Annotated in this window: 21 protein-coding genes; 12 read left to right on the top strand and 9 right to left on the bottom strand. The window is 70.6% G+C overall.

Going from position 1 to position 25251, the window contains the following annotated elements:
• Positions 1–232: 232 nt before the first annotated feature.
• The 4 genes from AB0I69_RS29780 to AB0I69_RS29765 are packed head-to-tail and all read right to left on the bottom strand — an operon-like array spanning position 233 to position 5363.
• Positions 233–1573 (bottom strand): AAA domain-containing protein, encoded by a 1341-nt coding sequence (locus AB0I69_RS29780; protein WP_363098798.1) that lies wholly within the window; start codon positions 1571–1573, stop codon positions 233–235.
• Positions 1570–3168: a hypothetical protein gene (locus AB0I69_RS29775; protein WP_363098797.1), complete on the bottom strand. Its 1599-nt coding sequence runs from the start codon at positions 3166–3168 to the stop codon at positions 1570–1572. The genes AB0I69_RS29780 and AB0I69_RS29775 overlap by 4 nt, the downstream gene beginning before the upstream one ends.
• A 58-nt stretch (positions 3169–3226) precedes the next feature.
• The gene (locus tag AB0I69_RS29770; RefSeq protein ID WP_363098926.1) at positions 3227–4423 is read right to left on the bottom strand and encodes a hypothetical protein; all 1197 of its coding nucleotides are present in this window, start codon (positions 4421–4423) and stop codon (positions 3227–3229) included.
• The gene (locus tag AB0I69_RS29765) at positions 4374–5363 is read right to left on the bottom strand and encodes a phosphatase PAP2 family protein (RefSeq protein WP_363098796.1); all 990 of its coding nucleotides are present in this window, start codon (positions 5361–5363) and stop codon (positions 4374–4376) included. The genes AB0I69_RS29770 and AB0I69_RS29765 overlap by 50 nt, the downstream gene beginning before the upstream one ends.
• 209 nt (positions 5364–5572) lie before the next feature.
• Between AB0I69_RS29765 and AB0I69_RS29760 the strand changes: the two genes are divergently transcribed.
• On the top strand, positions 5573–6169 hold the full coding sequence (locus AB0I69_RS29760; RefSeq protein ID WP_363098795.1) for a histidine phosphatase family protein: 597 nt from the start codon (positions 5573–5575) through the stop codon (positions 6167–6169).
• Between the two features lie 71 nt (positions 6170–6240).
• On the opposite strand, the gene AB0I69_RS29755 is transcribed toward AB0I69_RS29760, so the two are convergent.
• Positions 6241–7713: a hypothetical protein gene (locus AB0I69_RS29755; protein WP_363098794.1), complete on the bottom strand. Its 1473-nt coding sequence runs from the start codon at positions 7711–7713 to the stop codon at positions 6241–6243.
• Between the two features lie 270 nt (positions 7714–7983).
• Here AB0I69_RS29755 and AB0I69_RS29750 point away from each other — a divergent pair, with 270 nt between their 5' ends.
• Positions 7984–8418, top strand: a complete 435-nt coding sequence (locus AB0I69_RS29750) for a hypothetical protein (protein ID WP_363098793.1) — start codon at positions 7984–7986, stop codon at positions 8416–8418.
• A 118-nt stretch (positions 8419–8536) separates the two neighbouring features.
• Positions 8537–9409, top strand: coding sequence for a fused MFS/spermidine synthase (locus tag AB0I69_RS29745; RefSeq protein WP_363098792.1), 873 nt, complete (start codon positions 8537–8539; stop codon positions 9407–9409).
• Positions 9410–9423: 14 nt separating this feature from the next.
• Here AB0I69_RS29745 and AB0I69_RS29740 read toward each other — a convergent pair whose 3' ends face one another.
• Positions 9424–9966: a hypothetical protein gene (locus AB0I69_RS29740; RefSeq protein ID WP_363098791.1), complete on the bottom strand. Its 543-nt coding sequence runs from the start codon at positions 9964–9966 to the stop codon at positions 9424–9426.
• A gap of 120 nt (positions 9967–10086) precedes the next feature.
• On the opposite strand from AB0I69_RS29740, the gene AB0I69_RS29735 reads away from it, so the two are divergent.
• The 9 genes from AB0I69_RS29735 (at position 10087) to AB0I69_RS29695 (ending at position 21186) form a co-directional block, all read left to right on the top strand.
• On the top strand, positions 10087–10791 hold the full coding sequence (locus tag AB0I69_RS29735) for a response regulator transcription factor (RefSeq protein WP_363098790.1): 705 nt from the start codon (positions 10087–10089) through the stop codon (positions 10789–10791).
• Positions 10788–12191, top strand: coding sequence for a HAMP domain-containing sensor histidine kinase (locus AB0I69_RS29730; protein ID WP_363098789.1), 1404 nt, complete (start codon positions 10788–10790; stop codon positions 12189–12191). Before AB0I69_RS29735 ends, AB0I69_RS29730 begins: the two co-directional genes overlap by 4 nt.
• Before the next feature lie 109 nt (positions 12192–12300).
• Positions 12301–13758 (top strand): cellulose binding domain-containing protein, encoded by a 1458-nt coding sequence (locus AB0I69_RS29725; protein ID WP_363098788.1) that lies wholly within the window; start codon positions 12301–12303, stop codon positions 13756–13758.
• Positions 13759–14024: 266 nt separating this feature from the next.
• Positions 14025–15323, top strand: a complete 1299-nt coding sequence (locus AB0I69_RS29720) for an extracellular solute-binding protein (RefSeq protein WP_363098787.1) — start codon at positions 14025–14027, stop codon at positions 15321–15323.
• Positions 15320–16300 carry a sugar ABC transporter permease gene (locus AB0I69_RS29715; RefSeq protein WP_363098786.1) on the top strand — a complete coding sequence of 327 codons (981 nt, stop codon included), beginning with the start codon at positions 15320–15322 and terminating at the stop codon, positions 16298–16300. Before AB0I69_RS29720 ends, AB0I69_RS29715 begins: the two co-directional genes overlap by 4 nt.
• Positions 16297–17190, top strand: a complete 894-nt coding sequence (locus tag AB0I69_RS29710) for a carbohydrate ABC transporter permease (RefSeq protein WP_363098785.1) — start codon at positions 16297–16299, stop codon at positions 17188–17190. Before AB0I69_RS29715 ends, AB0I69_RS29710 begins: the two co-directional genes overlap by 4 nt.
• A gap of 55 nt (positions 17191–17245) precedes the next feature.
• Positions 17246–18562 (top strand): glycoside hydrolase family 36 protein, encoded by a 1317-nt coding sequence (locus AB0I69_RS29705; protein WP_363098784.1) that lies wholly within the window; start codon positions 17246–17248, stop codon positions 18560–18562.
• Positions 18559–20571 (top strand): beta-galactosidase, encoded by a 2013-nt coding sequence (locus AB0I69_RS29700; RefSeq protein ID WP_363098783.1) that lies wholly within the window; start codon positions 18559–18561, stop codon positions 20569–20571. Before AB0I69_RS29705 ends, AB0I69_RS29700 begins: the two co-directional genes overlap by 4 nt.
• A gap of 240 nt (positions 20572–20811) precedes the next feature.
• Positions 20812–21186 carry a VOC family protein gene (locus AB0I69_RS29695; protein WP_363098782.1) on the top strand — a complete coding sequence of 125 codons (375 nt, stop codon included), beginning with the start codon at positions 20812–20814 and terminating at the stop codon, positions 21184–21186.
• 59 nt (positions 21187–21245) lie between these two features.
• On the opposite strand, the gene AB0I69_RS29690 is transcribed toward AB0I69_RS29695, so the two are convergent.
• From AB0I69_RS29690 to AB0I69_RS29680, 3 genes are all read right to left on the bottom strand, one after another.
• Positions 21246–21929, bottom strand: a complete 684-nt coding sequence (locus AB0I69_RS29690; protein ID WP_363098781.1) for a hypothetical protein — start codon at positions 21927–21929, stop codon at positions 21246–21248.
• 126 nt (positions 21930–22055) lie between these two features.
• Positions 22056–23624 carry a histidine ammonia-lyase gene (locus tag AB0I69_RS29685; RefSeq protein WP_363098780.1) on the bottom strand — a complete coding sequence of 523 codons (1569 nt, stop codon included), beginning with the start codon at positions 23622–23624 and terminating at the stop codon, positions 22056–22058.
• 162 nt (positions 23625–23786) lie between these two features.
• Positions 23787–25214: a GH1 family beta-glucosidase gene (locus tag AB0I69_RS29680; RefSeq protein WP_363098779.1), complete on the bottom strand. Its 1428-nt coding sequence runs from the start codon at positions 25212–25214 to the stop codon at positions 23787–23789.
• Positions 25215–25251 lie beyond the last annotated feature (37 nt).

The following is a 25251-nucleotide window of genomic DNA, read 5'->3' as shown; positions in this document are numbered from 1 at the left end:
CCCGCGGATCGGACCTCGGGAAGCCGCCGGTCACGGTCTCCACGTCACCCGGTGTTCCGCCAGGTGTGCCAGCACCGCGTGGTTCGCCTCCCAGCCGTCCGGGCTGTTTCCATCGGCCGCCTCCGGCGGCGTGCCGGACTCCGTCCGGCGGGCTGGGCGGTGCCGCGCTGATCGCCTGCCGGACAGGTGTCGCGACTGCAGGGGCACCCGGTTGCGCGGACCGGTGTGCCGGTCACGGTCTCCATGTCACCCGGTGTTCCGCGAGATGCGCCAGCACCGCGTGGTTGGCCTCCCAGCCGTCCGGGAACTTCACCGTCACCCCCAGCTGTACCGGTTCCGTCGACGGGTGGTCGTCCAGGAGTTCGGTCACGCCCGCTCGGCAGACCACGATGCAGGCGTGCCGGTGGCGGGAGGCGAGGACGCAGAGGCGGCCCGTCTCCAGGTGGAAGGCGGTGGCGTCGGGGCGGCCGGAGAGGGGGTGGAGGACCACCGTGACGTCGAACTCCCGGCCCTGGAGCCGGTTCGCCGTGTCCACGGTGACGTCCCGGACGCCCAACTCACCCAGCGCCGCGCGGATCGCCGCCGCCTGGTCCCGGTGTGCGGTGCCGACCGCGATGCGGTCGGCGGTCAGCGGGGTCGGGTCGGGCGAGCGCTCCGACGTGGCCGCGCCGCCCCGGTCCAGCAGGCGTCGTACGACCGTCGCCACCGCCCGCACCGCCTCCGGGTCCGTACGGGGCGTGTGGCGGGCCGGTAGTTCCAGCAGGCCCCAGCCCGACTCGGCGGCCTCGTCGAGCACCCGGTCCGGGGCCGAACCGTCCGACGGGACACCGAAGCCCAGCCGCCGGTCGCCGTGGCCCGTGCCGCTGCGGAAGCGGGTGTACGGGTAGAACGCGTTCGAGACCAGGGGGGCCGCCGACGCCGGGAGCCGCCACGACACCGGCAGGCGGTGCTGCGGCAGTTCGGGGTTGTGGGCCAGCAGGGTCGTCACCGCCGAGGCCGAGGGGTCGTAGGAAAGCCCCGCCCACTGTTCCGCGCCGACGATCGCGAACGGGTCCAACTGCCCCGGGTCGCCCACGAACAGCGCCCGCTCGAACAGCCCGGCCACGGCCAGCAGCGAGTCCGAGCGCATCTGGTACGCCTCGTCGACGATCGCGTGCCGCCACGGCTCGTCCACCTTGACGTGCGCCCACTTGGCCGCCGTCGAGATGACGACCGGGAGGCCCGCGAGCTCGCCCGCCTTCGCTGACTTCCGTACGTTCGGCAGGTCGTCCAGCGCCTTGTCGTACGGGTCCGCGTCACTGCTGTGGAGGCGGCCGACCGGCAGCTCGCCGTTCTTCTCGGCGAGCCGTACGACGAGGTCGTCGACCTGCGCGTTGGTCTGCGCGACCACCATCAACGGGCGCCCCGCGTCGGCCAGTTCGAGTGCCGCGCGGACGACGAGGGTGGACTTGCCGGCACCCGGCGGGGAGTCGACGACGACTCCGCGTGCCGTGCCGTGCAGGGTGTCGCGGAGGATCGCGTCGGTGGCGCGGCCGGCCTCGGCGCCGGGGTCGAAGACGGTGTCGGTGCTCACAGGACGTCCTCCTCGGTCACCGCGTCGGCCGACTCCTGTACGGCGCTCTCCTCGCCCGGCGGGCCGCCGTGCGTCCACGGTGTCTCGTCCTGGTCGGGCAGTTTCGCGCCGCCCCGCTGCTCGTGCTCGAACAGCGTGAAGCAGATCCGGTCGCCCTTCTCCGGCAGCGAACCGGTCTCCGGCTCCTTGCCGCGGCCCATCTTGTCGACCACCCGGAGGACGATGACGGCACCGTCCTCCTCGTGGCCCACGAACTCCGCCGACTGCGGCTTCCCGGCAAGCGACCGGAACACCTTCACCCGCTCCCCGAGATGCGGCCGGTCGTCCGTGCGCACAGTCACCAGCGGGCGCGGGCGAGGGCTCTTGCCCTCGCTGTACGCCATGACGACATCCGTCACCTCGCCCGCGAACGCCTCCCCGGCGAGCCGCCGCCCGGCCATCACCAGCGGGTCGTCCAGGGCCTCCTGGGCATCCAGCCGGGCCTGTTCACGCTCACGCGTGGCGAGCTTGTTGGCCGCGGTGACCGCGTCGTCACGGCGCGGCTGCGGGGGCTCACCGGCGACGATCCGGTCCCGGTGGCCGGTGAACGACCAGCGGTCCCGGGTCCACCGGTCGGTGGCATGCGTGCCCTCCGGCAGTGCGCGCAACAGGTCGAGACCGTGCCAGACCGCGTCCCAGGTGGGGCGGGTCCGGCTCTCGACGAGGACCCTGATCTCCCGCTCCGCGGCGGTGAGTTCACCGAGCCGGTCGTCGGCCTCCAGGCCGTCCTCCGCGGCGGCGAGGGCGGTACGGGCCCGGTCGTAGCGCTCGATGGCCGGGGCGAGCAGCTTGTTGTCGAAGGCCGGGTCGGTGGCCGGGCCGGCCGGCGGGCACACCAACTGGCCCTGCGCGTCCCGCCGTAGCTCCGCGTCGAGCGCGGCCTCGGTGCCCGAGACGCCGTCCGGCGGGTCGATCCAGGCGAGCAGCGCGGCCAAGTGCTGGTCCTCCAGGCTGGATTGACCAGTCGCCCAGTGCCGGCCGAGCACCTCGGTGAGCGCGAGGAGCAGTGAGGAACCGGGCACGCGGGCCCGCTCCCCGAAGTGGGTCAGCCAACGGCCGAGCAACGGCACGCGCGGGGGCGCCGGGTGCGGGGTCTCCGGGTCCTGCTCGGCCGTACGCCGAAAGCGCATCGAACGGCCCAGCAGCCGTACCAACTCGATGCCCGCGCGGCTCGGCACGATCAACTGCGGGGCGTCCGCACACAGTTCGACCTCGACCTTGACGCGCTTGCCGGTCTCCGGATCTGTCTCGTTGCGCTCGGCGGCCTCGACGTCGTCCGCGAACGTGTCGATGTACGGCAGGACCACGTCCGCCAACTCGGCAAGGAACGCGAACCTGAGGTCCCGGTCGCGCGGCTGCGGTACGACGAGCAGCCGCGGCGCGTCCCGGTCCGTGCCGACGAGCGCGCCGAGGGGTGCCCCGGCCTCACCGGCGGTGGTGAGCGGCACGAGGACGAGGGGGTGCTCGGACAGGTGCCGGTGCCGGACGGTGGCGGTGGGCTGGGCGCGTCCGGTGTGAACGGCTTCCAGACGGGCGAGAGTTGAGATCAGCGACACGGGGTCCCCTTGGGGTGGGTGACCGGGGGCGGGGTGACGGCGGCGCGCAGGATCGTGGTCATCGTGTCCCACCGCCCGTCGCGCTCTCCAGCGTCTCCAACCGCAGCTCAGCCGCGCTCTCCAGTGCCTGCCCCCGTAGCTCGGCCGCGTCCCTCAGTGCCTCGGTGCGCAGGGCCGCCGCCCTCCGCAGCGCCGCCACCGCCGGGTCGTCCGGGTCTCCGGCCTCGCCGTGGGCCGCCGCCAGGACCTCGTCGACCGTGGTGAGGTCGCCCAGTTCGGCGCGCAGGGAGCGGCCGAGGGTGGTGACCGCGCCGGACGTGCGGGAGCGGTCGCGGCAGTGGAAGGCCAACTCGCAGGCGGCCAGGCACTCGGGGGCGTAGGCCGCGGGGACCGACTCGACCGCGGCGGTCAGTTCGGCGGCCGGGCGGTCGGGGGCGAAGCAGGTGCCCTCGGGGAGGGTGTCGGCGATGTCCTCGATGCGGGTGAGGCGGGCCAACTGGCGGCCGGTGACCGCGCGTTGCTTGCGGACGTCGACGGCGGACGCGGTGGGGAGGTTGGAGAAGTCCTTCGGGCAGACCAGGAGGATGCGGTGGCGGACCCGGGGAGCGGGATCCAGCTTGGCCGCGACCTCTTCCAGGGCCAGTACGTACACCGCCGACTGGCGGGCCGCCGCGCCGACCTTCGCCGGGTCCGCCGAACCGTCCAGCATCGGGAAGGACTTGATCTCGACGACCGTCCAACTGCCGTCCGGGTGCACGACGACCGCGTCCGGCTCCAGGAAGGCCGGGGAGCCCGCCACGTCCAGGGCGAGCATCGGGTGGTCGAGCAGGGTCCAGGCTGCGGCCTCGCCGGCCTCGCGCAGTGCCAGCGCCGTACGTGCCGCGCGCCCCTCGGGGCCGATCGCGGCCAGCTCGGGCACTCGCGCGCGGGTCGGTGGCTCGGCGCCCGGGTCCAGCTTCTCGTGCACCAGGCGCAGCAGCTCCGCGCCGCCGTCCGCCTTGACCCGGGCCTCGAACGCGTTGCCCCGCATGAAGGCGAACTGGGACTGCCCGAAGGCCGACGGTGAGCCGAGCGCGTCGGCCAGCACCGCCTTGTTCACCCCCGCGCCGTCCAGGATCGCCCGTCGCTTGCAGCCCGGGTTCGCGGCCAGGGCCGCGAGGGCGCGGGCGTCCAGCGCCTTGGCCGGGACGTCAGGGCCGCGCAGCTCAGCGAGCCGGTGCCGGAGCGCCGTCCCCTGCGTCCGTGGGGGAGGCACCCGGCTCGGCTCCGGTACCGAGCTGTGACTCGCGCTGCCGTGGAATTCGCTCACCCGGCGAAGTCTGGCATCCGCCACTGACAATTGAGGTTCCTGAGCCACGAGAGGCATCACGGGAGGCGTCGCGAGCGGCATCGAGAGAGCGGGCCGCGACGAGCGATCCGCGCCCCTCGAACCGTGCCCTGATCCGGTCCGCGGCCTTCATCACCTGGGGCGCCAGCAGGAACCCGAGCCCCATCACGACCACACCCGCGACCGCGTCGAGGAGATAGTGGTTCGCGGTGCCCATCACGACGATCGCCGTCAGCAGCGGGTAGGCGACCCCGACGACCTTCGTCAGCCGCGTCCCGCCGTAGCGCCACAGCATCACCCCGCACCACAGCGCCCAGCCGCAGTGCAGACTCGGCATCGCCGCGTACTGGTTCGTCATGCCGCCCAGGCCGCGCGGTGCGCTCGCGTCGCCGCCCCACCATCCGTACGAGCTGTATTCGGCCATCGTGTCCACGAAGCCGTAGCCGGGGGAGAGCAGGCGGGGCGGGCAGGTCGGGAGGAGGGTGAAGCCGATCAGGCCGATGAACGTGGACGTCATCAGCCAGGTGCGGGCCGCGCGGTAGACCTGGGAACGTGACCTGAAGAGCCAGATCAGGATCGCGGGCGTGATCAGGTAGTGCAGCGACGCGTACCAGAAGTCGGCCGGTACGCCGAGCCAGGACTCGCGCGTGAACAGGCGGTTCAGCGGGTGCTCGGCGTTGATGTGCAGGAACTTCTCGATGCGCAGGATCGCCAGACCGTGGTCCACGGCACTCGACGTGTCGCCCCTGGCCAGCAGCCGGCCCGCCGAGTACGAGGCGTACACCAGGAGGATCAGCGGCAGCTCGGTCCACCAGCGCAGCCGGCTTCGCCGGTCCGCCTCGATGCCTGGTGTCTCGGTCTGCGGCATCCGATCGCCCTCCCCCTTCTGTTCTGGTGCGGTGCCCGGTGGTCCGGCTTCCCGGTAGCCCGGTCGGGACACTTTACGGCGTATGTGCGCGCCCTGTTTCGGGCGCCCCCGGACCTCAAAGACGCAGAGATCGCCCCCCGGGTTGCCCTTCTCAAGGGTGCGCGATGATGGAGTGACCCGCCTCTGGTTATCTCCCGGAAAGGTCCCTCATGGCACCGCGCATCCTGTTGGCCCGGCACGGACAGACGGAATGGTCGCTGTCCGGGAAGCACACCGGCAGGACCGACGTCCCGCTCCTCGAAGAGGGCCGGCGCGGCGCCAAGGTGCTCGGCGAGCGGCTGCACCGGGCCCCCTTCGACGGCCTCCCCGGGGTGGAGGTGCGCACCAGCCCGCTGGCACGCGCGCGTGAGACCTGCGAACTCGCCGGCTTCGGCGACCGCGCGACCGACTGGGACACCCTCATGGAGTGGGACTACGGCTCCTACGAGGGCATGACCCCGGAGGAGATCCAGGACGTACGCCCTGGCTGGCTGATCTGGCGCGACGGCGTCCCCGAAGGGGAGACCCTCACCGAGGTGACCGCCCGCGCGGACGAGGTCGTCGCCTGGGCGCGGGCCGAGGACCGAGACGTCCTGGTCTTCGCCCACGGCCACATCCTGCGCTCGATCGGCGCGCGTTGGCTCGGCCTACCGATCGACTTCGCGGCGCGGATACGGCTCAACCCGACATCCCTGTCGATCTTGGGCTGGGCCTACGGAGACCCGGCAATCGAGAGCTGGAACGACCTGGGCCATCTAGCGACCTAGGCATTAAGCGCCCTGTTTTTAGGGGCGCGGGGAACTGCGCGACCAGCCCCCACCGGCCGGCAGCAAAAGAACTACGCCGCAGTACGGGGCAGACTGGAGTGCCTCTCCAGAAACGTAGAGACCCCCGAAGCCCGCCGGTGAGGCAACAGCACCCGAGCAGTCCCGGCCAGCATCGTCTGAATCCGCGACGACTGCACCAGGTCCAGGAGATCAAGCACCCGCATACCCGCTGTCGCAGCCTCATCCGGACGGCCGCCGCGGGCCAGGTCGTCCGCGAGTTCGGCCATGTACAGCGCGATGTTCCGCGTGAAGTGCGGATTCTGAAGATGCGCCGCCCGCCGCGCGTGACGTGCGGCCCGCTGCCAGTCGCCCAGGGTCGACCAGCACTGTGCCTCCAGCCCCTCCAACTCGGCCTCTCCGTAGAAGCTCATCCACTCGGGGTCGGCGTCCGAGTGGCCCCGCTCGAAGAGGGCCTGCGCACGCGCCAGTGCCTGTTCGCAGCCGGTGCGGTCGGCGAGGCCCGCCCAGCCGCCCGCCTCGCGCAGCGCGAGCAGCGACATCAGGCGGGCGGAGCCCAGGGGGCGTCCGACGCGTTGCGCGGCCTGTGCGGCGCGTACCGCCTCGCGTGGCCGTCCCGCGTCCCGCGCGAGGAACGCCGTATTGCAGAAGGCGTGTGCCTCAAGGCCCGGGTCGCCGGTCATCCGGGCCGTCGCGAGGGCCTCCGCGTAGTGCGAGCGGGCGTCGTCGAAGCGGCCGGAGTCGTGGGCCAGCCAGCCCACCGAGATGGCGAGTTCACCGGCCCCGGAGTGCAGTCTCTCGGCGACGGACTGCCGGGTGGTGCCCGCGTCGAGCAGGGCGTAGGCGGCGCGCAGCGGGGCCGCCGCGCGCCGGTAGAGGCCGTCGGCGCCGTGCCGGTCGTCGAGCAGCCGGATTCTGCGGACGGCCTCTTCGAGGGCGCCCGCCTCGCTCGTACCGGGGCGGCGGACGGAACGCTCCGCTGCCACGGCGTCCAAAGTGAGCCCCAAGGGGCCCAGCGTGCCGGCGGCCACCGTGACGGTGCCGCCCCTCATGAATGCGCGACGCAGCACGTCGCTCTCCTCGTGGTTCTCGTGGTTCTCGTGCGTGTCGTACGGGTCCTGCGTGTCATACGGCTCGTACACCCCTTGCGTCTCACCCGTCCCGGCCGCCTCATCCGTGGTGTGGGCCGGGCTTGTGAGGTGTGCGGGGGGCGTGTCCTCGGCGGTGCGCGCCCCGCGTCCGCGTACGGACGAGCGGGGCGCGAAGCCGAGGTCGGCGAGCGTGCGGCCGGGGAACATGTGCAGGAACACCCGTTCGTACGCGTAGTTGGGGCAACGGATCTCACCGGCCTCGACCCGGCCGACGTAGCGCGCGTCGCAGCTCACCCGCTCGCCGATCTCCCGCGCGGACCGGCGTACGGCCGCGGCGAACTCCGCCGGTGAGCGCTGTCCGCGCAGCCGCCGGAAGGCGAGATTCGGTCTCGGTGGTTGGGGGAACTCGGGCGGGGTCACCATTGACGACGCCATGGTCGGGTCCTCTCGTGCGAACCGTCGAACCATGCCGGATTCAGGGTGACTTGTTGAGTGACGCCCTGTTTCCAGCGGGCAAGAACGTACCTGCTGTGCATGACCCGCCACGCAGGGTTTGGCTACAAACCGGATATCTCATCCGGGATCTGCCATGAACTGCCATCCTTTGCGGCTGACTTGTGCCGTAGCCGTTGACGCTTCAACGCGTTGAACTCCATGGACCGGGAGCCACCCGACTCCCGACCCGCTCGTCCAAGGAGGGGTTCCGTGGTGGAGACCGGGATGGAGACCAGGCAGAGCGTCGATCCTCGAATGCCGAGCGCGGAGTGCAGTGCGCCACCGTTCGTGGACTCGGCCTGTGACCTGGTGACGGTGCCGACGCGGCAGGGTCTGGAGGCGGTCGACATCCTGCGGCGCGGCGCGTGCGACGGGGTCGGTCCCGTCCTGCACGACGACGGCGGCGACACCCTCGGCTTCCTGGTCCCGCCGGGCACGGCGGCGGCCTGGGACATGCCGGGCAGCACGTGTACGGAGACGAACGGCCGGGGTCTGCGCCTCGCCCCCGACCCCGAGCCGCCCGTCGAGGGCTCGGACTGGCTGTTGCCCCCCGGCGACGCCGACCTGGCGACTGACCCGGAGGTGCTACGCGCGGCGCTGGGTGAGGCGGCCAGGTTGATCGAGGCGGCGGACGGCTGCCGGTAGCTCCGCTGGGAGAGCCGTGATGAAACCTGCGGGCCGGTGGGGGCTGGTCGCGCAGTTCCTCGCGCCCCTAGGGGCGCGATGCCGCGCCGGACTGCCCCCGTCCGTCGATAATGGGCCAATGGGAAAGTCCAGGAACATCCGGCGAGGTGGTGCCGGCGCCGCCGAGGCCGTCGTCGAGGCTGTCGACGGTGGGCTCGCCGAGTTGATACCCGACCGGGACCGCGCGCGTGCCTGGACGCTGCTGATCGACGGGGCGCCGCAGTCGTACGTCGATCTCGACGACCCGGCGTATCTCTCCTTCGAGTACCAGCGCCGCCTCGGGCACGTCATCGACCTCGCCGCACCGGCCGGGAAGCCGGTCCAGGTCGTTCATCTCGGCGGTGGTGCGCTCACGCTCGCCCGGTATGTCGCCGCCACCCGCCCCCGTTCCACCCAGCAGGTCGTCGAGTTCGACGCGGCGCTCGTCCAACTGGTCCGGCGTGAGCTGCCGTTGGACCCGAACGCGCGGATCCGGGTGCGGTCGACCGACGCCCGCGCGGGGCTCGCGAAGGTACCCGAGGGGTGGGCCGATCTCGTCGTAGCGGATGTGTTCAGTGGGGCCCGTACGCCCGCCCATCTGACCTCCACCGAATTTCTCGACGAGGTGCGCCGGGCGCTCAGACCCGGTGGGCTCTACGCCGCCAACCTCGCCGACGGGCCGCCGCTCGCGCACCTGCGCGGTCAAATCGCCACCGTGGCCGCCCGGTTCGCGGAGTGCGCGCTGATCGCCGATCCGACGGTGCTGCGCGGCAAGCGGTTCGGCAACGCGGTGCTCGTCGCCTCCGACCACCCGCTGCCGCTCGCAGAGTTGACCCGGCGCGCCGCCTCCGACCCGCACCCCGGCCGGCTCGAACACGGCAAGGAACTCACCGACTTCACCGGCGGTGCCGTACCGGTGACGGACGCCGCGGCGGTCGCCTCACCGGCACCGCCGCCGTCCGTGTTCCGCTAAGTAGTCACCCGGGTCTAGTAGTTGCCCACGTCCACCCGCGGCGCTCCGTCGTGCCACGTGCAGATCACCGACACCTTGTCCGTGCCCTTGGTGAACTCCACCCGGAGCCACGAGTCCGTCTTCCACACCTGCATCGACCAGCCCGTACCCGGCGTCGCCGACACGAGCGACACATAGGCCGGCGAGACGTCGAGTTCGAGCACCACCCGCCCGCCGTCGGTGGCGTAGCTCTTGACCTGGCCGGAGGTGGAGGCAGCGGGGGACGGGCTCGTGGTCGCCGTCTTCGTGGGGCTCGGGCTGGGGCTGCGGGTCGGTGTCGGGGTGCTCGACGGGCTCGGCGACGACTCGGCGTGAACCGGTGCCGAGGACGGTGGCTGAGCCGCCTGCGCGCTCGCGCCGGCCGCCGTGATGGGCAGGGCGCGCGGCGGGTCGTAGGCCGTGCCCGTCATCACCGAGTGGACGCCCCACCAGGACAGCGTGACGGCCGCACCGGTGGCGAGCGACCAGGCCAGCACGTGTACGAATCCGTTGACGAGTCCTCTGGGCAGCGTGGGCATCGCCGCCATACTGCCTCACGCGCCCCACAGGTGTCCCGTCGATCTCCCACCGGTTGTCCACAGGCGGGAGTTGTCCACAGGCCCGGATGCGGGTCGCCCGCATGGGCTACGGTGCGGCGCATGGCAAGTGTGCTCGTGGTCGAGGACGACCAGTTCGTACGCTCGGCCCTCATCCGGCATCTGACCGATGCCGCGCACACGGTGCGCAGTGTCGGTACGGCACTTGAGGCCCTGCGCGAGGTCGCCCATTTCCGTTTCGACGTGGTCATCCTGGACCTCGGACTGCCCGACCTGGACGGGTCCGAGGCCCTGAAGATGCTGCGCGGGATCACGGATGTCCCTGTGATCATCGCCACCGCTCGGGACGACGAGACGGAGATCGTCCGCCTGTTGAACGCGGGCGCGGACGACTACCTCACCAAGCCCTTCTCGGTCGACCATCTGTCCGCCCGCATGTCCGCTGTCCTACGACGCTCCCGTGCCACCACCGGCGAGGCACCCCCGTCCACGGTCATCCGGGTCGGTGGCCTGACCGTCGACCCGCTGCGCCGCCAGGCAGAGCTGGACGGCGTCCGACTCGACCTCACCCGCCGCGAGTTCGACCTCCTCGCCTTCCTGGCGGGGCGGCCCGGTGTCGTCGTACCGCGCAAGGAACTCCTCGCCGAGGTGTGGCAGCAGTCGTACGGCGACGACCAGACCATCGACGTCCATCTGTCGTGGCTGCGCCGGAAGTTGGGGGAGACGGCGGCACAGCCGCGCTATCTGCACACCCTGCGGGGTGTCGGCGTGAAGCTGGAGCCACCGGGAGCGGAGTCGCCGCGATGAGGTGGGCACTGGTCAGGGTCTGTCTGGCGATCGCGGCGATGGTCGTCGTCGCCTTCGCCGTGCCGCTGGGCCTGGTCATCAAGGAGATGGCCCGCGACCGCGCTTTCTCGAACGCCGAGCGGGAGGCCGCCGCCGTCGCCCCCGCGCTGTCCATCACCACCGACCGGGACCAGCTGGAGAAGGTCGTCGCCTCCGCAGGCGCGGACTCCGGGATGGCCGTCCACATACCGGCCGGGGAGGGGAAGGCCGCCGTCGACATCGGGCGGCAGCGCGCCGCCGGCAAGGACATCGCGACCGTACGGAAGCTGGGCCGCGCCTCCACCACCGAGGTACCCGGCGGCTCCGTCCTGCTCCAGCCGGTCGCGCTCAGCTCCGGCGAGATATCCGTCGTCGAGGTGTACGTCCCGGAGTCGGAGGTCAGCAACGGCGTCGGTACGGCCTGGGCGGTGCTCGCCGGGGTCGGCATCGCGCTGATCGTCGGTTCCGTCGCGGTCGCCGACCGGCTGGGCGTACGGATGGTGCAGCCCGCGCAGCGCCTCGTCGAGGGCGCGCACGAACTGGGGGAGGGGAAGCTGGGGGCGCGGGTGCCCGAGGAAGGGCCGACCGAACTGCGGCTCGCGGCGGTCGCGTTCAACTCCATGGCCGACCAGGTCGTACAACTGCTGGCGAACGAGCGGGAGTTGGCGGCCGACTTGTCGCACCGTCTCCGCACACCCCTCACCGTGCTGCGGCTCAACGCGGCCTCGCTCGGGGACGGGCCCGCCGCCGAGCAGACGCGGACCGCCGTCGCGCAGTTGGAGCGGGAGGTCGACACGATCATCCGGACCGCGCGCGAGGCCAAGCCGCAGACCGTGGCGGCCGGGCCCGGCGCCGGGTGTGACGCGGCCGAGGTGGTGCGTGAGCGGATGCGGTTCTGGTCCGCGCTGGCCGAGGACGAGGGCCGCAAGGTGCGGGTGGCCGGGGTGGAGCGACCGGTGCGGATACCCGTCGCTCGGCCCGACCTGGTCGCCGCCCTGGACGCCCTGCTCGGCAATGTGTTCCGGCACACGCCCGAGGGCACGGCCTTCGCGGTCGACGTGCACAACAGCGAGGACGCGGTGATCGTGCTCGTCTCGGACGCGGGCTCCGGCATCCGGGACCCCGAGGCGGCCATGGCCCGCGGGCGCGGCTCCGGCAGCGCCGGGTCGACCGGGCTCGGCCTGGACATCGTGCGCAGGCTCGCGGAGTCCACGGGCGGGGACGTCCGGATCGGGTCCTCGATGCTCGGCGGCACCGAGGTGCGGATCTGGATCCAGCTGGACGGGCGGGAGCCGGAGCGCAACGGCCATCGAGGAGCCGTACGACGACGCCGGCGAGGGAAATTGGTCTCTACCTTTAACCGTTCCCGATCCCTTCCTTAAGCGCACCCTAAGATCGCCGACCCCCGCCCGGATCAGGCGCTTTGCCCGATTCCGGATCGCTAGCGTGCTGCCGCACCCCACCCCCGTGAACGGCGAAGGCAGGCACGCGATGAGTACGCACCGGCGCAGGATCAGCAAGAGAAACAAGGTGATCGGTGGAGCGGTCGCCGCCGCGGTGGTCGGTGGCGGCGCGATCATGCTGACCGGCATCGCCCAGGCGGCGAGCGTCGGCGCGGCGTACACCAGGACCAGCGAGTGGTCGACGGGGTACACCGCGCAGTACGTCGTCACCAACACGACCGGTGCCAGGGAGAAGGACTGGACGCTGGAGTTCGACCTGCCGTCCGGCTCGAAGCTGAGCTCGCTGTGGAACGCCGAGTCGAGTGTGAGCGGGCAGCGCGTCACCGTGAAGCCGCCGAAGTGGGACACGGACGGGCTCGCGGCCGGTGAGTCGGTCACGGTCGGCTTCGTGGTCAACGGCACGGGCCAGCCGACCAGTTGTCTCATCGACAACGCCAAGTGTTCGGCGGACGGCACCGCGACCCCCGAGCCGACCGGCCGCCCGACGACCTCGTCACCGACGCCCACGCCGACCGCCACCGCCAAGCCCACGCCCACACCTACCCCCACCCCCACCGCCTCCCCGTCCCAGAGCAGCGGTACCGGTACGGCGGCCGGCGCGGGCTTCGCCCCCTACGTCGACACGTCCCTCTACCCGGCCTTCGACCTGCTCGCGAACGTCTCCGCGACCGGCGTGAAGAACTACAACCTCGCCTTCGTCACCGACGGCGGCGGCTGCACCCCGAAGTGGGGCGGCGTGTCCGATCTCGGGAGCGACGGCGTGGCCGCGCAGATCGGCGCGCTGCGCGCCAAGGGCGGCGACGTGCGGGTCTCCTTCGGCGGCGCGTCCGGCTCGGAGCTGGCGACGACCTGTGGTTCGGCGAGCGCGCTGGCGACGGCCTACGGCAAGGTCGTGGACGCGTACGGCCTCACCAAGGTCGACTTCGACATCGAGGGCGGCGCACTGCCCAACACGGCGGCGAACACGATCCGCGCCCAGGCGATAGCCAAGCTCCAGCAGCAGCACCCGACCCTGGACGTCTCCTACACGCTCCCCGTGATGCCCGAGGGGCTGACCCAGGACGGCGTGAACCTGTTGTCCAATGCCAAGTCCAACGGCGTGAAGATCAGCACGGTCAACATCATGGCGATGGATTACGGACCGGCGTACAGCGGAGATATGGGAACGTACTCAGAGCAAGCGGCTACGGCTACCCAGGCCCAAGTCAAGAGTGTTTTGGGGCTCTCTGAAAGCGCTTCTTGGAAAGCGGTTGCTGTCACCCCGATGATCGGTGTCAACGACGTTTCATCGGAGGTCTTCACGGTCGAGGACGCGAACCAGTTGGTCTCCTTCGCCAAGGCAAAGGGGCTGGGCGGCCTCTCGATGTGGTCCGCGACCCGCGACAAGCAGTGCTCGGGCGGGGCCAAGCCCTCCGCGGACGCGACCTGCAGTTCGATCGTCCAGGGCGCGTCCGCCTTCACCAAGGCCTTCTCCGCCTTCCAGTAGGCGCTCCACGGGCCCCACGAGCCACTCGTGAGCCCCGTGACCCCAGTCGCCCCATGGCGGACGCACGGCCACTCGGCTGTGCGTCCGCTTCTTTTGCTCGTCGGTGTCGATTACGTTTCGACAAATGAAGGCATCGGGTGTTGACGCATGACCAGACATAGGACTGTTATTACGCCACCGTGTTTGGTCGCGTTGGTTTCTGGTCGGTTACGACGACCTTGGGCCGTGGCGCATTCCGGCCGAACCCTGTCCGTCAGGAGCCGTTCATGCCCGACTTGTCCCTCCCCGCCGCCAGTCGCCGCTCCGTCCTGCGCGGCATAGGCGGCGCTGCCGTGCTCGGCGCCGGCATACCCCTGCTGAGCGCCTGTGGCGGCAGCGGCAGCTCGTCCGACCCGAAGACCGTGACACTCGGCTCCAACGCGTCCGACGCGGTGCCGAAGAAGGCGTTCGCGAGCGTCTACGCGGACTTCAAGAAGACCTCCGGCATCACCGTCAAGGTCAACACGAAGGACCACAACACCTTCCAGGAGCAGATCAACTCCTACCTCCAGGGCACTCCGGACGACGTGTTCAACTGGTTCGCCGGGTACCGCATGCAGTTCTTCGCGGCCAAGAAGCTCGCCACGTCCATCGACGACGTCTGGGCGAAGATCGGTGACAACTTCCCCGACGCGATGAAGCAGCTCAGCAAGGGCGCGGACGGCAAGTACTACTTCGTGCCGCTGACCACGTACCCGTGGGCGATCTTCTACCGCAAGAGCGTCTTCACGGCGAAGGGCTACACCGTCCCGACCACGTGGGACGAACTGGTCGCCCTGTGCAAGAAGATGAAGAGCGACGGTCTGGTCCCGATCGCCTTCGGCGACAAGGACGCCTGGCCGGCGATGGGCACCTTCGACCAGATCAACTTCCGCCTCAACGGCTACGACTTCCACAAGTCCCTGATGGCGGGCAAGGAGGCGTGGACCGACCCCAAGGTCAAGGCGGTCTTCGACCACTGGGCCGAGCTCCTCCCGTACCACCAGGACGGCTTCATGGGCCGCACCTGGGAGGACGCCGCTCAGGGCCTGGTGTCGAAGAAGTCCGGCATGTACCTCCTCGGCTCCTTCGTGGCGCAGCAGTTCACCAACAAGGCCGACCTCGACGACCTCGACTTCTTCGCCTTCCCGGAGATCAACTCCGCGTACGGCCAGGAGACCGTGGAGGCGCCCACCGACGGCTTCATGGTCAGCAAGGCCCCGAAGAACCACGACGGTGTCGTCAAGCTCATGGAGTACCTGGGCAGCCCGGCGGCCGAGCAGCTGTACCTCAAGACCGACCCGAGCGTGGTGGCCGCCTCCAGCAAGGCCGACACCTCCGCGTACTCGCCGCTGCAGAAGAAGGCGTTCGACATGATCGGCGCCGCCAAGAGCCTGACCCAGTTCATGGACCGCGACTCCCGGCCGGACTTCACCTCGACGGTGATGCAGCCCGGTCTGCAGAAGTTCCTCCAGAACCCCAAGGGCGTCGACAGTCTGCTGACCTCGATCGAGCGCCAGAAGAAGACGATCTTCGCCTCCTCATGATCTCCGAGACGACTACGACGAGCCCGGAGGCGGACGCCGTTCCGCCTCCGGGCCCCGCGCCTGCCCAGAAGCGGGTCCCGCAGGGCGCCAAGCGCCTGCTGACCCGCCGTGACCGCATCACGCTCGCCTTCATGGCGGGCGTGCCGACGGTCCTGCACGTGGCCCTTGTCTGGGTCACCGCCCTCGCCTCGATCGCCCTGGCCTTCACCAGCTGGGACGGCATCGGCTTCAGCTCGATCAAGTGGGTCGGCCTGGCCAACTTCAAGGAGCTGTTCAACGACAACCCGCAGTTCTGGCCCGCACTTGAGCACAACGTCATCTGGTTCGTCGTGCTCATTCTGCTGCCGACCCCCTTCGGCCTGTTCCTGGCCGTCCAGCTGGACAAGAAGATCCGCTTCAGCCGCGTCTACCAGACCGCGTTCTTCCTGCCGGTCGTCATGTCGCTGGCGGTCACCGGCTTCGTCTGGCAGCTGATCTACAACCCCGACACCGGCCTGATCAACAGCCTCATCGGGGCCAACAAGCCCGGCCACTACATCGACTGGATCGGCGACCCCAAGCTCAACCTCTGGGCCGTCCTGATCGCCGCGTCCTGGCGGCACGCCGGCTACATGATGATCCTGTACCTGGCCGGTCTGAAGGGCGTCGACCCGTCCCTGCGCGAGGCCTCCGCCCTGGACGGCGCGAACGAGTGGCAGACGTTCAAGAACGTCATCTTCCCGACGCTGCGGCCCACCAACACGGTCGTCCTGGTCGTCACCATCATCGAGTCGCTGCGCGCCTTCGACCTGGTCTTCGTCTTCAACAAGGGCGCCCAGGGCACCGAGTTGCTGTCGATCCTGATCACCAACAACATCATCGGCGAGTCCAGCCGGATCGGTTACGGGTCGGCGATCGCCGTCGTCCTGCTGGTCATCTCCCTCGTGGTCATCATCCCGTACCTGATCTCGACCTTCCGGAAGGAGCGGAGCGCATGACCACCCCCACCGCCGCACTCGGCGTGAAGCAGCGCACCCCGCTCCGCCCGGCCCGGGTCCTGCTCCACACGTTCCTCGTCGTCACCTCGCTGGCCTGGCTCGCCCCGCTGCTGTGGGCGGTCTACGCGGCCCTGCGCCCGTACTCGGAGACCAGCGACAAGGGCTACGTCTCCTGGCCGAGCACGCTGAACCTCGACAACTTCAAGAACGCGTTCGAGCAGTCCGACATGACGCACTACTTCGTCAACACACTGATCATCGCGGTTCCGGCCGTGCTGCTCACGCTGCTGCTGGCGTCGATGGTCGCGTTCTACGTCAGCCGCTTCGACTTCCGGCTCAACATCTTCCTGCTGCTGGTGTTCACGGCCGGCAACCTGCTGCCGCAGCAGGTCATCATCACCCCGCTGTACCGCATGTACCTGCTGATCAACCTGCCCGGCATCACGACGAGCGGCAAGCTCTACGACTCCGCGCTCGGCCTGGTCCTCATCCACGTGGCGTTCCAATCAGGCTTCTGTGCCTTCGTGTTGAGCAACTACATGCGGATGCTGCCGAACGAACTGACCGAGGCGGCGCTGGTCGACGGCGCGTCGGTGTGGCGGATGTACTGGCAGATCGTGCTGCCGCTGTGCAAGCCCGCGATGGCGGCCCTGGCCACCCTGCTCTCCATCTGGATCTACAACGACTTCTTCTGGGCGATCGTGCTGATCTCGACCGGCGAGAACATGCCGATCACCTCCGCCCTGAACAACCTCTCCGGCCAGTACTTCACCGACCCCAACCTGGTCGCCGCAGGCGCCCTGCTCACCGCGATCCCCACCCTGATCGTGTACTTCGCGCTCCAGCGCCAGTTCGTCAGCGGCCTCACACTGGGCGCCAACAAGGGCTGACGCCCTGCCTGTTGCGTCTTTCCTGTTGCGCGCTGCCCGTTGAAAGAGAACCACCGTGTACGACCACCCCTTCACCCCGCTCACCTCCGTCCCCGTGAATCCGCGCACCGCCCGGGTCCACGAGGAGGGCTGGCAGTCCTGGAGCCCGAGCGGCGCCTACACCCTGGGGGCGAGGCCGTACCGGCCGACCAACGCCCACTGGGCGACGGTGTGTTATCGCCCCGGCGTCACCGTCCCCGCCGGTGTCTTCCAGGGCGAGGGCCTCCTCGCCCTCGACCCCGGCGACGGCTCACCGACCCGCCTGTGGGCGGCCGTCGACCCCACCGGTTCGGTCCCGTCGATCCGGCTGTCGGTGCGGGACGGGGTGGCGGAGATCGGCGCCGACGGCCTGGTGAAGGAGTGGACGGGCACCGCCGTCCAGGCGGTGCTGGGGGACTGGGCCGACAGCCTGGCCGTACCGTCGCCCCGCCCGGCGCCCACGGTCTGGTGCTCCTGGTACGAGTACTTCACCGCCGTCACCGAGGACGACATCCACGAGAACCTCCGCGCGATGGACACCCTCGACCTCCCGATCGACGTCGTCCAGATCGACGACGGCTACCAGAAGGCGCTCGGCGACTGGTTGACGCTGTCCGGCCGCTTCCGCTCGCGGGCCGGCATCGCCGACACGATCCGCGCCCGCGGCCGTAGAGCGGGCATCTGGACGGCCCCCTTCCTGGTGGACCCGGCCGGCGACCTGGCCGCCGAGCACCCGGAGTGGCTGGTGCGGGACGCGGCCGGCGGCTTCGCGCACGCCGGCCGCAACTGGGGCCACGACCTCTGCGTCCTGGACACCACCCACCCCGGGGCGGCGGCCTACCTGACCGAGGTCTACGCCACCCTCCGCGCCGAGGGCTACGACTACTTCAAGGCCGACTTCCTGTACGCGGGCGCCCTGGACGGCGTACGGCACAAGGGAGTTGACGCGATCGAGGCCTACCGGGCCGGGATCGCGCTGATCCGCGAGGCGATCGGCCCGGACTCCTATCTGCTGGGCTGCGGTGCGCCGATGCTCCCCTCCGTCGGCCTGTTCGACGCGATGCGGGTGAGCCCCGACACGGCACCGCACCGCCGCCCCGAGGCCGACGACTACTCCCAACCCGGCCAGGACCCCGCCGAGTTCACCGGTGTCGGCCGCCAGTGGCAGCACGGCCGCCTCTGGGTCAACGACCCGGACTGCCTGATGGCCCGCCCCGCGGTGGAGACCCGGGAGCGATGGGCGGCCCATGTGGAGGCCACCGGCGGCCTGATGGCGTCGAGCGACCGCCTGCTGTCCCTCGACCAGTGGGGTGTGGCGACAACTCGCCGCCTGCTCGAAGGAGTTGACGTATGACGCGCTCTCTTGGTCTTCCCGGTATCGCCTACGGCGGCGACTACAACCCCGAGCAGTGGCCCGAGGAGGTCTGGGCCGAGGACATGCGCCTGATGCGCGAGGCCGGGGTGACCATGGTCAGCGTCGGCATCTTCTCCTGGGCGCTGCTGGAACCGGCCGAGGGCGGGTACGACTTCTCCCTCCTGGACAAGGTCCTGGCCCTGCTCCAACAGAACGGCATCGCGGCCGACTTGGCGACCCCGACGGCGGCACCTCCGGCCTGGTTCTTCCGCGCCCACCCGGAGGCCCTGCCAGTGGACCGGGACGGCCGGAGACTGTCGTACGGCAGCCGTCAGACGTTCTGCCCGTCGAGCCCCGCCTACCGCGAGGCCGCGCTGCGTATCGCGGGGGAGTTGGCGCGCCGCTACGCCGGCCATCCGGCGGTCGCGATGTGGCACATCCACAATGAGTACGGCTGCCACAATCCGGCCTGCTACTGCGACGAGAGCGCGGAGGCGTTCCGGCGCTGGCTGCGCGCGAAGTACGGGGACAGCCTGCCGGCGCTCAACAACGCCTGGGGCACGACCTTCTGGAGCCAGTGGTACTACGACTGGGCGGAGGTCCTGCCGCCGCGCGCGACGGGCGCGGTCCCCAACCCGACCCACCAGCTGGACTGGCACCGCTTCTGCAGCGACGAGTTGCTGTCGCTGTACAAGGCGGAACGGGACGTGCTGCGGGAGGCGGCGCCGGGGATCCCCGCCACCACGAATTTCATGGTGATGTTCAACTTCGACGCGCTGGACTACTGGCGCTGGGCACCGGAGTTGGACGTCGTGTCGAACGACCACTACCTGCGTTCCACGGACCCCGAGTCGGAGATCGACATCGCGATGAGCGGCGACCTGGTCCGCTCGCTGGCGGGCGGCCGTCCGTGGCTGCTGATGGAGCACTCGACGGGCGCGGTGAACTGGCAGCCGGTCAACAGGGCGAAGTCCGCGGGGGAGTTGAGGCGCAACGCGCTCGCCCATGTCGCGCACGGCGCGGACGGCATCGCCTACTTCCAGTGGCGGGCGGCGAAGGCGGGCGCCGAACAGTGGCACTCGGCGATGTTGCCGCACGCCGGGACGGACAGCGTCATCTGGCAGGACGTCGTCCAACTGGGCGCGGATCTACGGGCGTTGGCAGAGGTGCAGGGCAGCACGGGCACGGCGTCGGTGGCCGTGGTGTGGGACTGGAACGCCCGCTGGGCCCTGGAACTTCCCTCCCAGCCGAGCGAGGAGGTCCGCTACCTGGACCAGGTCCGCTCCTGGTACGAGCCGTTGTGGCGGGCCGGGGTGGCGGTGGACTTCGTCCGCCCGGACGCGGACCTGTCGCCGTACCGCCTGGTGCTGGCGCCCAGCCTGTACCTGGTGGACGAGGCGGGAGCGGCGAACCTGACCGGCTTCGCGGCAGGCGGCGGCACGCTGGCGGTGGGCTTCCACAGCGGGGCCGTGGACGAGAACTGCCATGTACGGCTGGGGGGTTACCCCGGCGCGTTCCGCGAGGCGCTGGGCGTGCGGTCGGACGAACTGTTCCCGTTGCTGCCGGGCGAGTCGCTCGCGCTGAGCGGTGGCGGTACGGCGTCCCTGTGGTCGGAGCGGGTGGCGCTGGCGGGCGCCGAGGCCATCACGTCGTACACGGAAGGCCCGTTGACCGGTGTGCCGGCGGTGACCCGGAACGCGTACGGCACGGGCACGGCCTGGTACCTGGCCACGCGCCCCGATCCGACGACCCTCGCCGGGCTCCTTGACCTCATCCGCAGGGATGCGGGCGTGGAGCCGGTCAGGGCGGCGCCGGCGGGCGTGGAGGCGGTGCTGCGGCGCGGACCGGACGGGGACTACCTCTTCCTCATCGACCACACCGGGGAGGGCGCGGAAGTCCCGGTCGCGGCCGACGCGGTCGAACTCCTCACGGGCAAGCCGGTGTTGGGCGGATCGGTGACGGTCCCGCCGGGTGAGGTTGTGGTGGTCCGGGAGCCGCGCAGGATCTAGGAGCGGGATCTAGGAGCGGGGTCGTTTTCCCGTTGTGACGGCCGGTCCGATCAAGTAACGTCACCCGACGTGAACACCGGACCGGCGCTACGCCACACACGGATCGGCCACCCGGTGGACGGCTGATCGCACGGTGGGTGCGGAGCACGCACCCCCTCGGTTCGGCACGCGGACCCCCGGCACTCGCGCATCGCGAGTCCCTTTCCCGTTCCCGTGTCGAACCCCAACGAGGTCATCCGTATGACAGCCACGTTCAACCACACCATCATCGCCGCCAAGGACCGCAACGAGTCGGCTCTCTTCTTCCGAGAGCTGCTGGAACTCCCCGAAGCGCCGTCCTGGGGCCTCTTCACCAACATCCAGCTCGCCGACGGAGTGCTCCTGCAGTTCGCCGAGCCGCCGGTGGAGATCCAGATGCAGCACTACGCGTTCCTGCTCGACGACGAGTTGTTCGATCGCGCCTATCGGCGGCTGTGCGATCGCGACATCGAGCACTGGGCCGATCCGCAGATGCGCCGCCCGGGCGAGATCAACGACGAACACGGCGGCCGAGGCGTGTACTTCAAGGATCCCGCCGGTCACGCGATCGAGCTGATCACCCGCCCGTATCTGTAACCGGACACGGACCTGGTCGGGTGCCCGGAACACGGCGCCCGACCAGGCGGCCCACCGATTCAGAACGGCCCGGGCCCGCCGAAGCCGCCGGGTCCGCCCCCGAACATCCCACCGTGCGGCCCGTGATGGTGGAACCCGTCGAACAGTGCGTCCGCGAGCAACACGCCACCGACACCGGCGGCACCCGCGACGAGGGCGGTCTTCCACCAGGGCGTGCTGTACCAACCCCCGCCCATGGAACGGCCGTTGACGACCCCGCCGGGGTAGTAGTAGGGCGTGTTCGCGCCGGCCTGCGCGGACGCGGTGTACGTCTGCCCGCCCACCGTGACCTGGCCACCGGCACCCTGCGCGGGCAACTCGGGCCCAGGATCGAGCCCCAGCGCGCCACGGGCGGTCCGGATGTGATGCAGCCCCTCTACGGCGGTCTGCGTCACCAGCCCGTACTGCATGGGGGAGTAGGCGGTGGCGAGTTGCCCCTCGGCGGCACGGAGCCGCTCGGCGGCATCGGCGAGCGCCTGCCGGGCGGCGCTGTTCCCACCGGCGTCCAGCGTCGACAGACTCCCGCCCAGCCGCTCCACCCAGCGGGTCGCCTCCGCGCCGGCATCGGCGTCGTAGGTCTGCTGCGCCGCCCCGGGCCCGGCACCGTATCCGAAGCCCGAACTCCCGCCCCCCGCCTGCCTCTTGCTGAAGGCGACCGCCCCGCCGACGATCAGGGCCAGCAGCACCAACACGATGAAAAACATGACGTCCTCCCGTCTGCGCCGGGATCGAATCACCCCGTACAGGGAGATCAGACGCCTTGGGCCTGAGAGGCCGCTGCGGGGGATCTGAGGGGTGGCTGTGAACGGCGGCGGGTTCTGGGCCCGACCTCAGCGGCGCAGTGCCCCCACGACGCCCTCCACGACCCTCAACACATCCCCGTTCCGCACGAGTTCGGCGACGTGCTCGATGTCGGCGTGGAAGACCCGGTCCTCGTCGACCGTCGGTACGGCCTCCCGGATCCTCGCCCGCAGGGCCTCCGCCGCCGGTGAGGGCGAGAGCGGCGCGAGCAGGTCGAGGGCCTGGACGGCGCACATCAGCTCGATCGCGACGACGTAGGCAAGCTTGTGGGCCGCGCGGTATGCCTTCAGGGCTGCCAAGTAGCCGTTGCTGACCGCGTCTTCCTGATTGGCCGAGGTGGTGACGTTGTCGGCGGACGCCGGGACTGCCATGCTCCGCAGCTCCATCGTCAGTGCCGCGGCGGTGTACTGCGCGATCATGTAGCCGCTGTTGAGTCCGGGCCGCCGGACCAGGAAGGCGGGCAGCTCGCTGAAGTTGCTGTTGACCATGCGGTCGGTGCGCCGCTCGGACACCTTGGCCAGCACCGTCATCGCGTTCACCATGGTGTCGGCCTGGATGCCGACGTACGTGCTGTCGCAGTTCGCCCCGCTCAGTGCCACCCCGTCCTCGCCCTCGGGGTGGATGACCGGGTTGTCACCCACCGAGTGCAACTCCTCGACGATGACCTCCCGGGCCTGCGCGAGCGCCCGCTTCGCACCGCCGTGGATCTGCGGAACGGCGCGCAGGGACAGGCTGTCCTGGAGCCGGTGGTCGAGGAACTCGGCGCTGATCGCGCTGGACGCGGTGAGCCGCCGCAGGTTCTCGGCGACCGCGGCCTGCTCGGGGTGCCGCTTGTGCCCCTGCAGCCGGGCGTCGTACGCGCGGACGGTGCCCTTGAGCGCCTGTATCGACAGGCTCGCGGCGATGTCGGCGGTGGTCGCCGCGAGGCCGGCGTCATGGGCGGCGAGGACGGCTATCGCGGTGACCGAGTGAGTGCCGTTGGTGAGCGACAGCCCTTCCTTGCAGGCGAGCCGGGTCGGCTGTTCGCCGATTCGGGCCAACGCCTCGGCGCCGGGCAGGAGTTCGCCGCCGTACGACGCCTGGCCCTCACCCAGGAGTACGAGCGCCATGTGGGCCTCGGGGGCCAGATAGCCGACGGAGCCCTCGCCGGGGACGTGCGGGGTGACCCCGGCGTTGAGCATGCGCCGGATCAGCTCCAGGGTCTCGAAGCGGATGCCGGAGTAGCCCTCGCCGAGGCCGATCAGTTCCATGAGTGCGATGGCTCGGACTATCTCGGTGGGCAAGGGTTCGCCTACGGACACGGCGTGCGAGCGGACTATGTTGCGCTGGAGCTGCTCGGCGTCCGCCGGGTCGATGACCTCGGTGACGTTGTCGCCGAAGCCGGTGGTGACGCCGTAGACCAGGCGGTTCTCGGCGAGGAAGCGTTCGACCAGCGCGCGTGACTTGCGTACCCGGTCGACGTACGTGGCGTCGAACTCGACCCGGGCGCCGTGGCGGGCGATCGCGACGAACTGTTCGACGGTGATCGGCTCCTCGCCCAAGGTGACAGCGGTGATCTCGGGGGCACCCACGGACATCTCCTCGCGCTTGGCATGCATCCATTCACTTGCAAGGTGAATGAATCACTCCATTTAAAACTTGGCAAGGGCGTGGCTGATGAAGGAGGGCGGGCGGTACGTGACCCGCCGCACAGCGCCGGGGCGCGGCACGCCCCCTCGGCATGCCGCGCCCCGTTCCCCGTCCCCCGGCTCCCCCGTCGGTCAGACCCCCTCCACCGAGGGCAGGACCCCCGTCCGCGCCGCCTCCCCGTACCACCGCGCACTCGACTTCGGCGTCCGTGCCAGCGTCGCGTAGTCCACGTACACCGCCCCGAACCGCTTCCCGTACCCGTACGCCCACTCGAAGTTGTCCATCAGGGACCACAGGTAGTAGCCGCGCATGTCCGCGCCGTCCGCGATGGCCCGCCGCACCGCCGACAGGTGGCCGTGCAGGTAGGCGATCCGCTCGGGGTCGTGGACGTTGCCCTCCGGGTCGGGCTTGTCGTCGTAGGCCGCGCCGTTCTCCGTGACGTACAGCGGCAGGCCCGGTGCCTCCCTCGTGTACCGCATGATCAGGTCGTACAGGCCCGTCGGGTCGATCGTCCAGCCCATCTCCGTGCGCTCGCCCGGGGTCTGGAGGAACGCCACGTCGTCCGCGCCCGGCCAGGGGGAGTACGCGCTCAGGCCGTGGCCGTCGGCCCGCGGGGCCGGCCCACTCGGTTCCGCGGCCGCGACCAGCGCCGGTGTGTAGTAGTTCAACCCCAGTGCGTCCAGCGGCTGGTGAATGAGCGTCAGGTCGCCGTCCAGGACGTACGACCAGTCCGTGATCGACCTCGTCGCCTCGAAGAGGGATTGCGGATACGCGCCGTGCAGCATCGGTCCGTGGAACACCCCGTTGGCCAGGTCGTCGATCTTCTGGGCCGCCGCCAGGTCCGCCGGGGACTGTGAAGCGGGCCTGACGACCGACGAGTTGAGGCTCACCGCGACCGAGTTGCGGGCCGGCATCGACGCACGCAGCGCCGAAGTGGCCAGCCCGTGCGCCAGGTTGAGGTGATGCGCGGCCTTGAGCGAGGCCGCCGCGTCCGTCCGGCCCGGTGCGTGCACCCCCGAGCCGTAGCCCAGGAACGCGCTGCACCACGGCTCGTTGAGCGTGATCCACTGCTCCACGCGGTCGCCCAGCGCCTCGCCCACGATGTGCGCGTACTCGGCGAAGCGGTACGCCGTGTCGCGCTCCGGCCAGCCGCCCGCGTCCTCCAACTCCTGCGGCAGGTCCCAGTGGTAGAGGGTGAGGGCCGGCTTGATGCCGACCGCCAGCAGCTCGTCGACCAGACGGCGGTAGAAGTCCAGGCCCACCTGGACCGCCGGGCCCCGGCCGGTCGGCTGCACCCGCGGCCAGGAGACCGAGAAGCGGTACGCCGTCAGGCCCAGGTCCGCCATCATCGCCACGTCGTCGCGGTAGCGGTGGTAGTGGTCGACAGCGATGTCACCGTGCTCACCACCGGCCGTACGGCCCGGCGTATGGCTGAAGGTGTCCCAGATCGAGGGCGTACGGCCGTCCTCCCGCACCGCCCCCTCGATCTGGTAGGCGGAGGTCGCGGCGCCCCACAGGAAGGCGGGAGGAAAGGTCACGGGGGTCACGGGCTCAGGCATGGAAGCGCTCCCATAAGGGGTCGTGGAGACCAACGAG

The organism is Streptomyces sp. NPDC050508, from assembly GCF_040655155.1.
GTDB lineage: Bacteria > Actinomycetota > Actinomycetes > Streptomycetales > Streptomycetaceae > Streptomyces.
This window is presented reverse-complemented; position numbering and strand designations above follow the sequence as displayed.

What these genes read in the sequence shown, in the direction of transcription:
- AB0I69_RS29765 (WP_363098796.1), bottom strand. Translation starts at nt 5,363, where the DNA reads ATGCCGCAGACCGAGACACCAGGCATCGAGGCGGACCGGCGAAGCCGG.
- AB0I69_RS29760 (WP_363098795.1), top strand. Translation starts at nt 5,573, where the DNA reads ATGGCACCGCGCATCCTGTTGGCCCGGCACGGACAGACGGAATGGTCG.
- AB0I69_RS29755 (WP_363098794.1), bottom strand. Translation starts at nt 7,713, where the DNA reads ATGGCGTCGTCAATGGTGACCCCGCCCGAGTTCCCCCAACCACCGAGA.
- AB0I69_RS29745 (WP_363098792.1), top strand. Translation starts at nt 8,537, where the DNA reads ATGGGAAAGTCCAGGAACATCCGGCGAGGTGGTGCCGGCGCCGCCGAG.
- AB0I69_RS29740 (WP_363098791.1), bottom strand. Translation starts at nt 9,966, where the DNA reads ATGCCCACGCTGCCCAGAGGACTCGTCAACGGATTCGTACACGTGCTG.
- AB0I69_RS29735 (WP_363098790.1), top strand. Translation starts at nt 10,087, where the DNA reads ATGGCAAGTGTGCTCGTGGTCGAGGACGACCAGTTCGTACGCTCGGCC.
- AB0I69_RS29730 (WP_363098789.1), top strand. Translation starts at nt 10,788, where the DNA reads ATGAGGTGGGCACTGGTCAGGGTCTGTCTGGCGATCGCGGCGATGGTC.
- AB0I69_RS29725 (WP_363098788.1), top strand. Translation starts at nt 12,301, where the DNA reads ATGAGTACGCACCGGCGCAGGATCAGCAAGAGAAACAAGGTGATCGGT.
- AB0I69_RS29720 (WP_363098787.1), top strand. Translation starts at nt 14,025, where the DNA reads ATGCCCGACTTGTCCCTCCCCGCCGCCAGTCGCCGCTCCGTCCTGCGC.
- AB0I69_RS29715 (WP_363098786.1), top strand. Translation starts at nt 15,320, where the DNA reads ATGATCTCCGAGACGACTACGACGAGCCCGGAGGCGGACGCCGTTCCG.
- AB0I69_RS29710 (WP_363098785.1), top strand. Translation starts at nt 16,297, where the DNA reads ATGACCACCCCCACCGCCGCACTCGGCGTGAAGCAGCGCACCCCGCTC.
- AB0I69_RS29700 (WP_363098783.1), top strand. Translation starts at nt 18,559, where the DNA reads ATGACGCGCTCTCTTGGTCTTCCCGGTATCGCCTACGGCGGCGACTAC.
- AB0I69_RS29695 (WP_363098782.1), top strand. Translation starts at nt 20,812, where the DNA reads ATGACAGCCACGTTCAACCACACCATCATCGCCGCCAAGGACCGCAAC.
- AB0I69_RS29690 (WP_363098781.1), bottom strand. Translation starts at nt 21,929, where the DNA reads ATGTTTTTCATCGTGTTGGTGCTGCTGGCCCTGATCGTCGGCGGGGCG.
- AB0I69_RS29685 (WP_363098780.1), bottom strand. Translation starts at nt 23,624, where the DNA reads ATGCATGCCAAGCGCGAGGAGATGTCCGTGGGTGCCCCCGAGATCACC.
- AB0I69_RS29680 (WP_363098779.1), bottom strand. Translation starts at nt 25,214, where the DNA reads ATGCCTGAGCCCGTGACCCCCGTGACCTTTCCTCCCGCCTTCCTGTGG.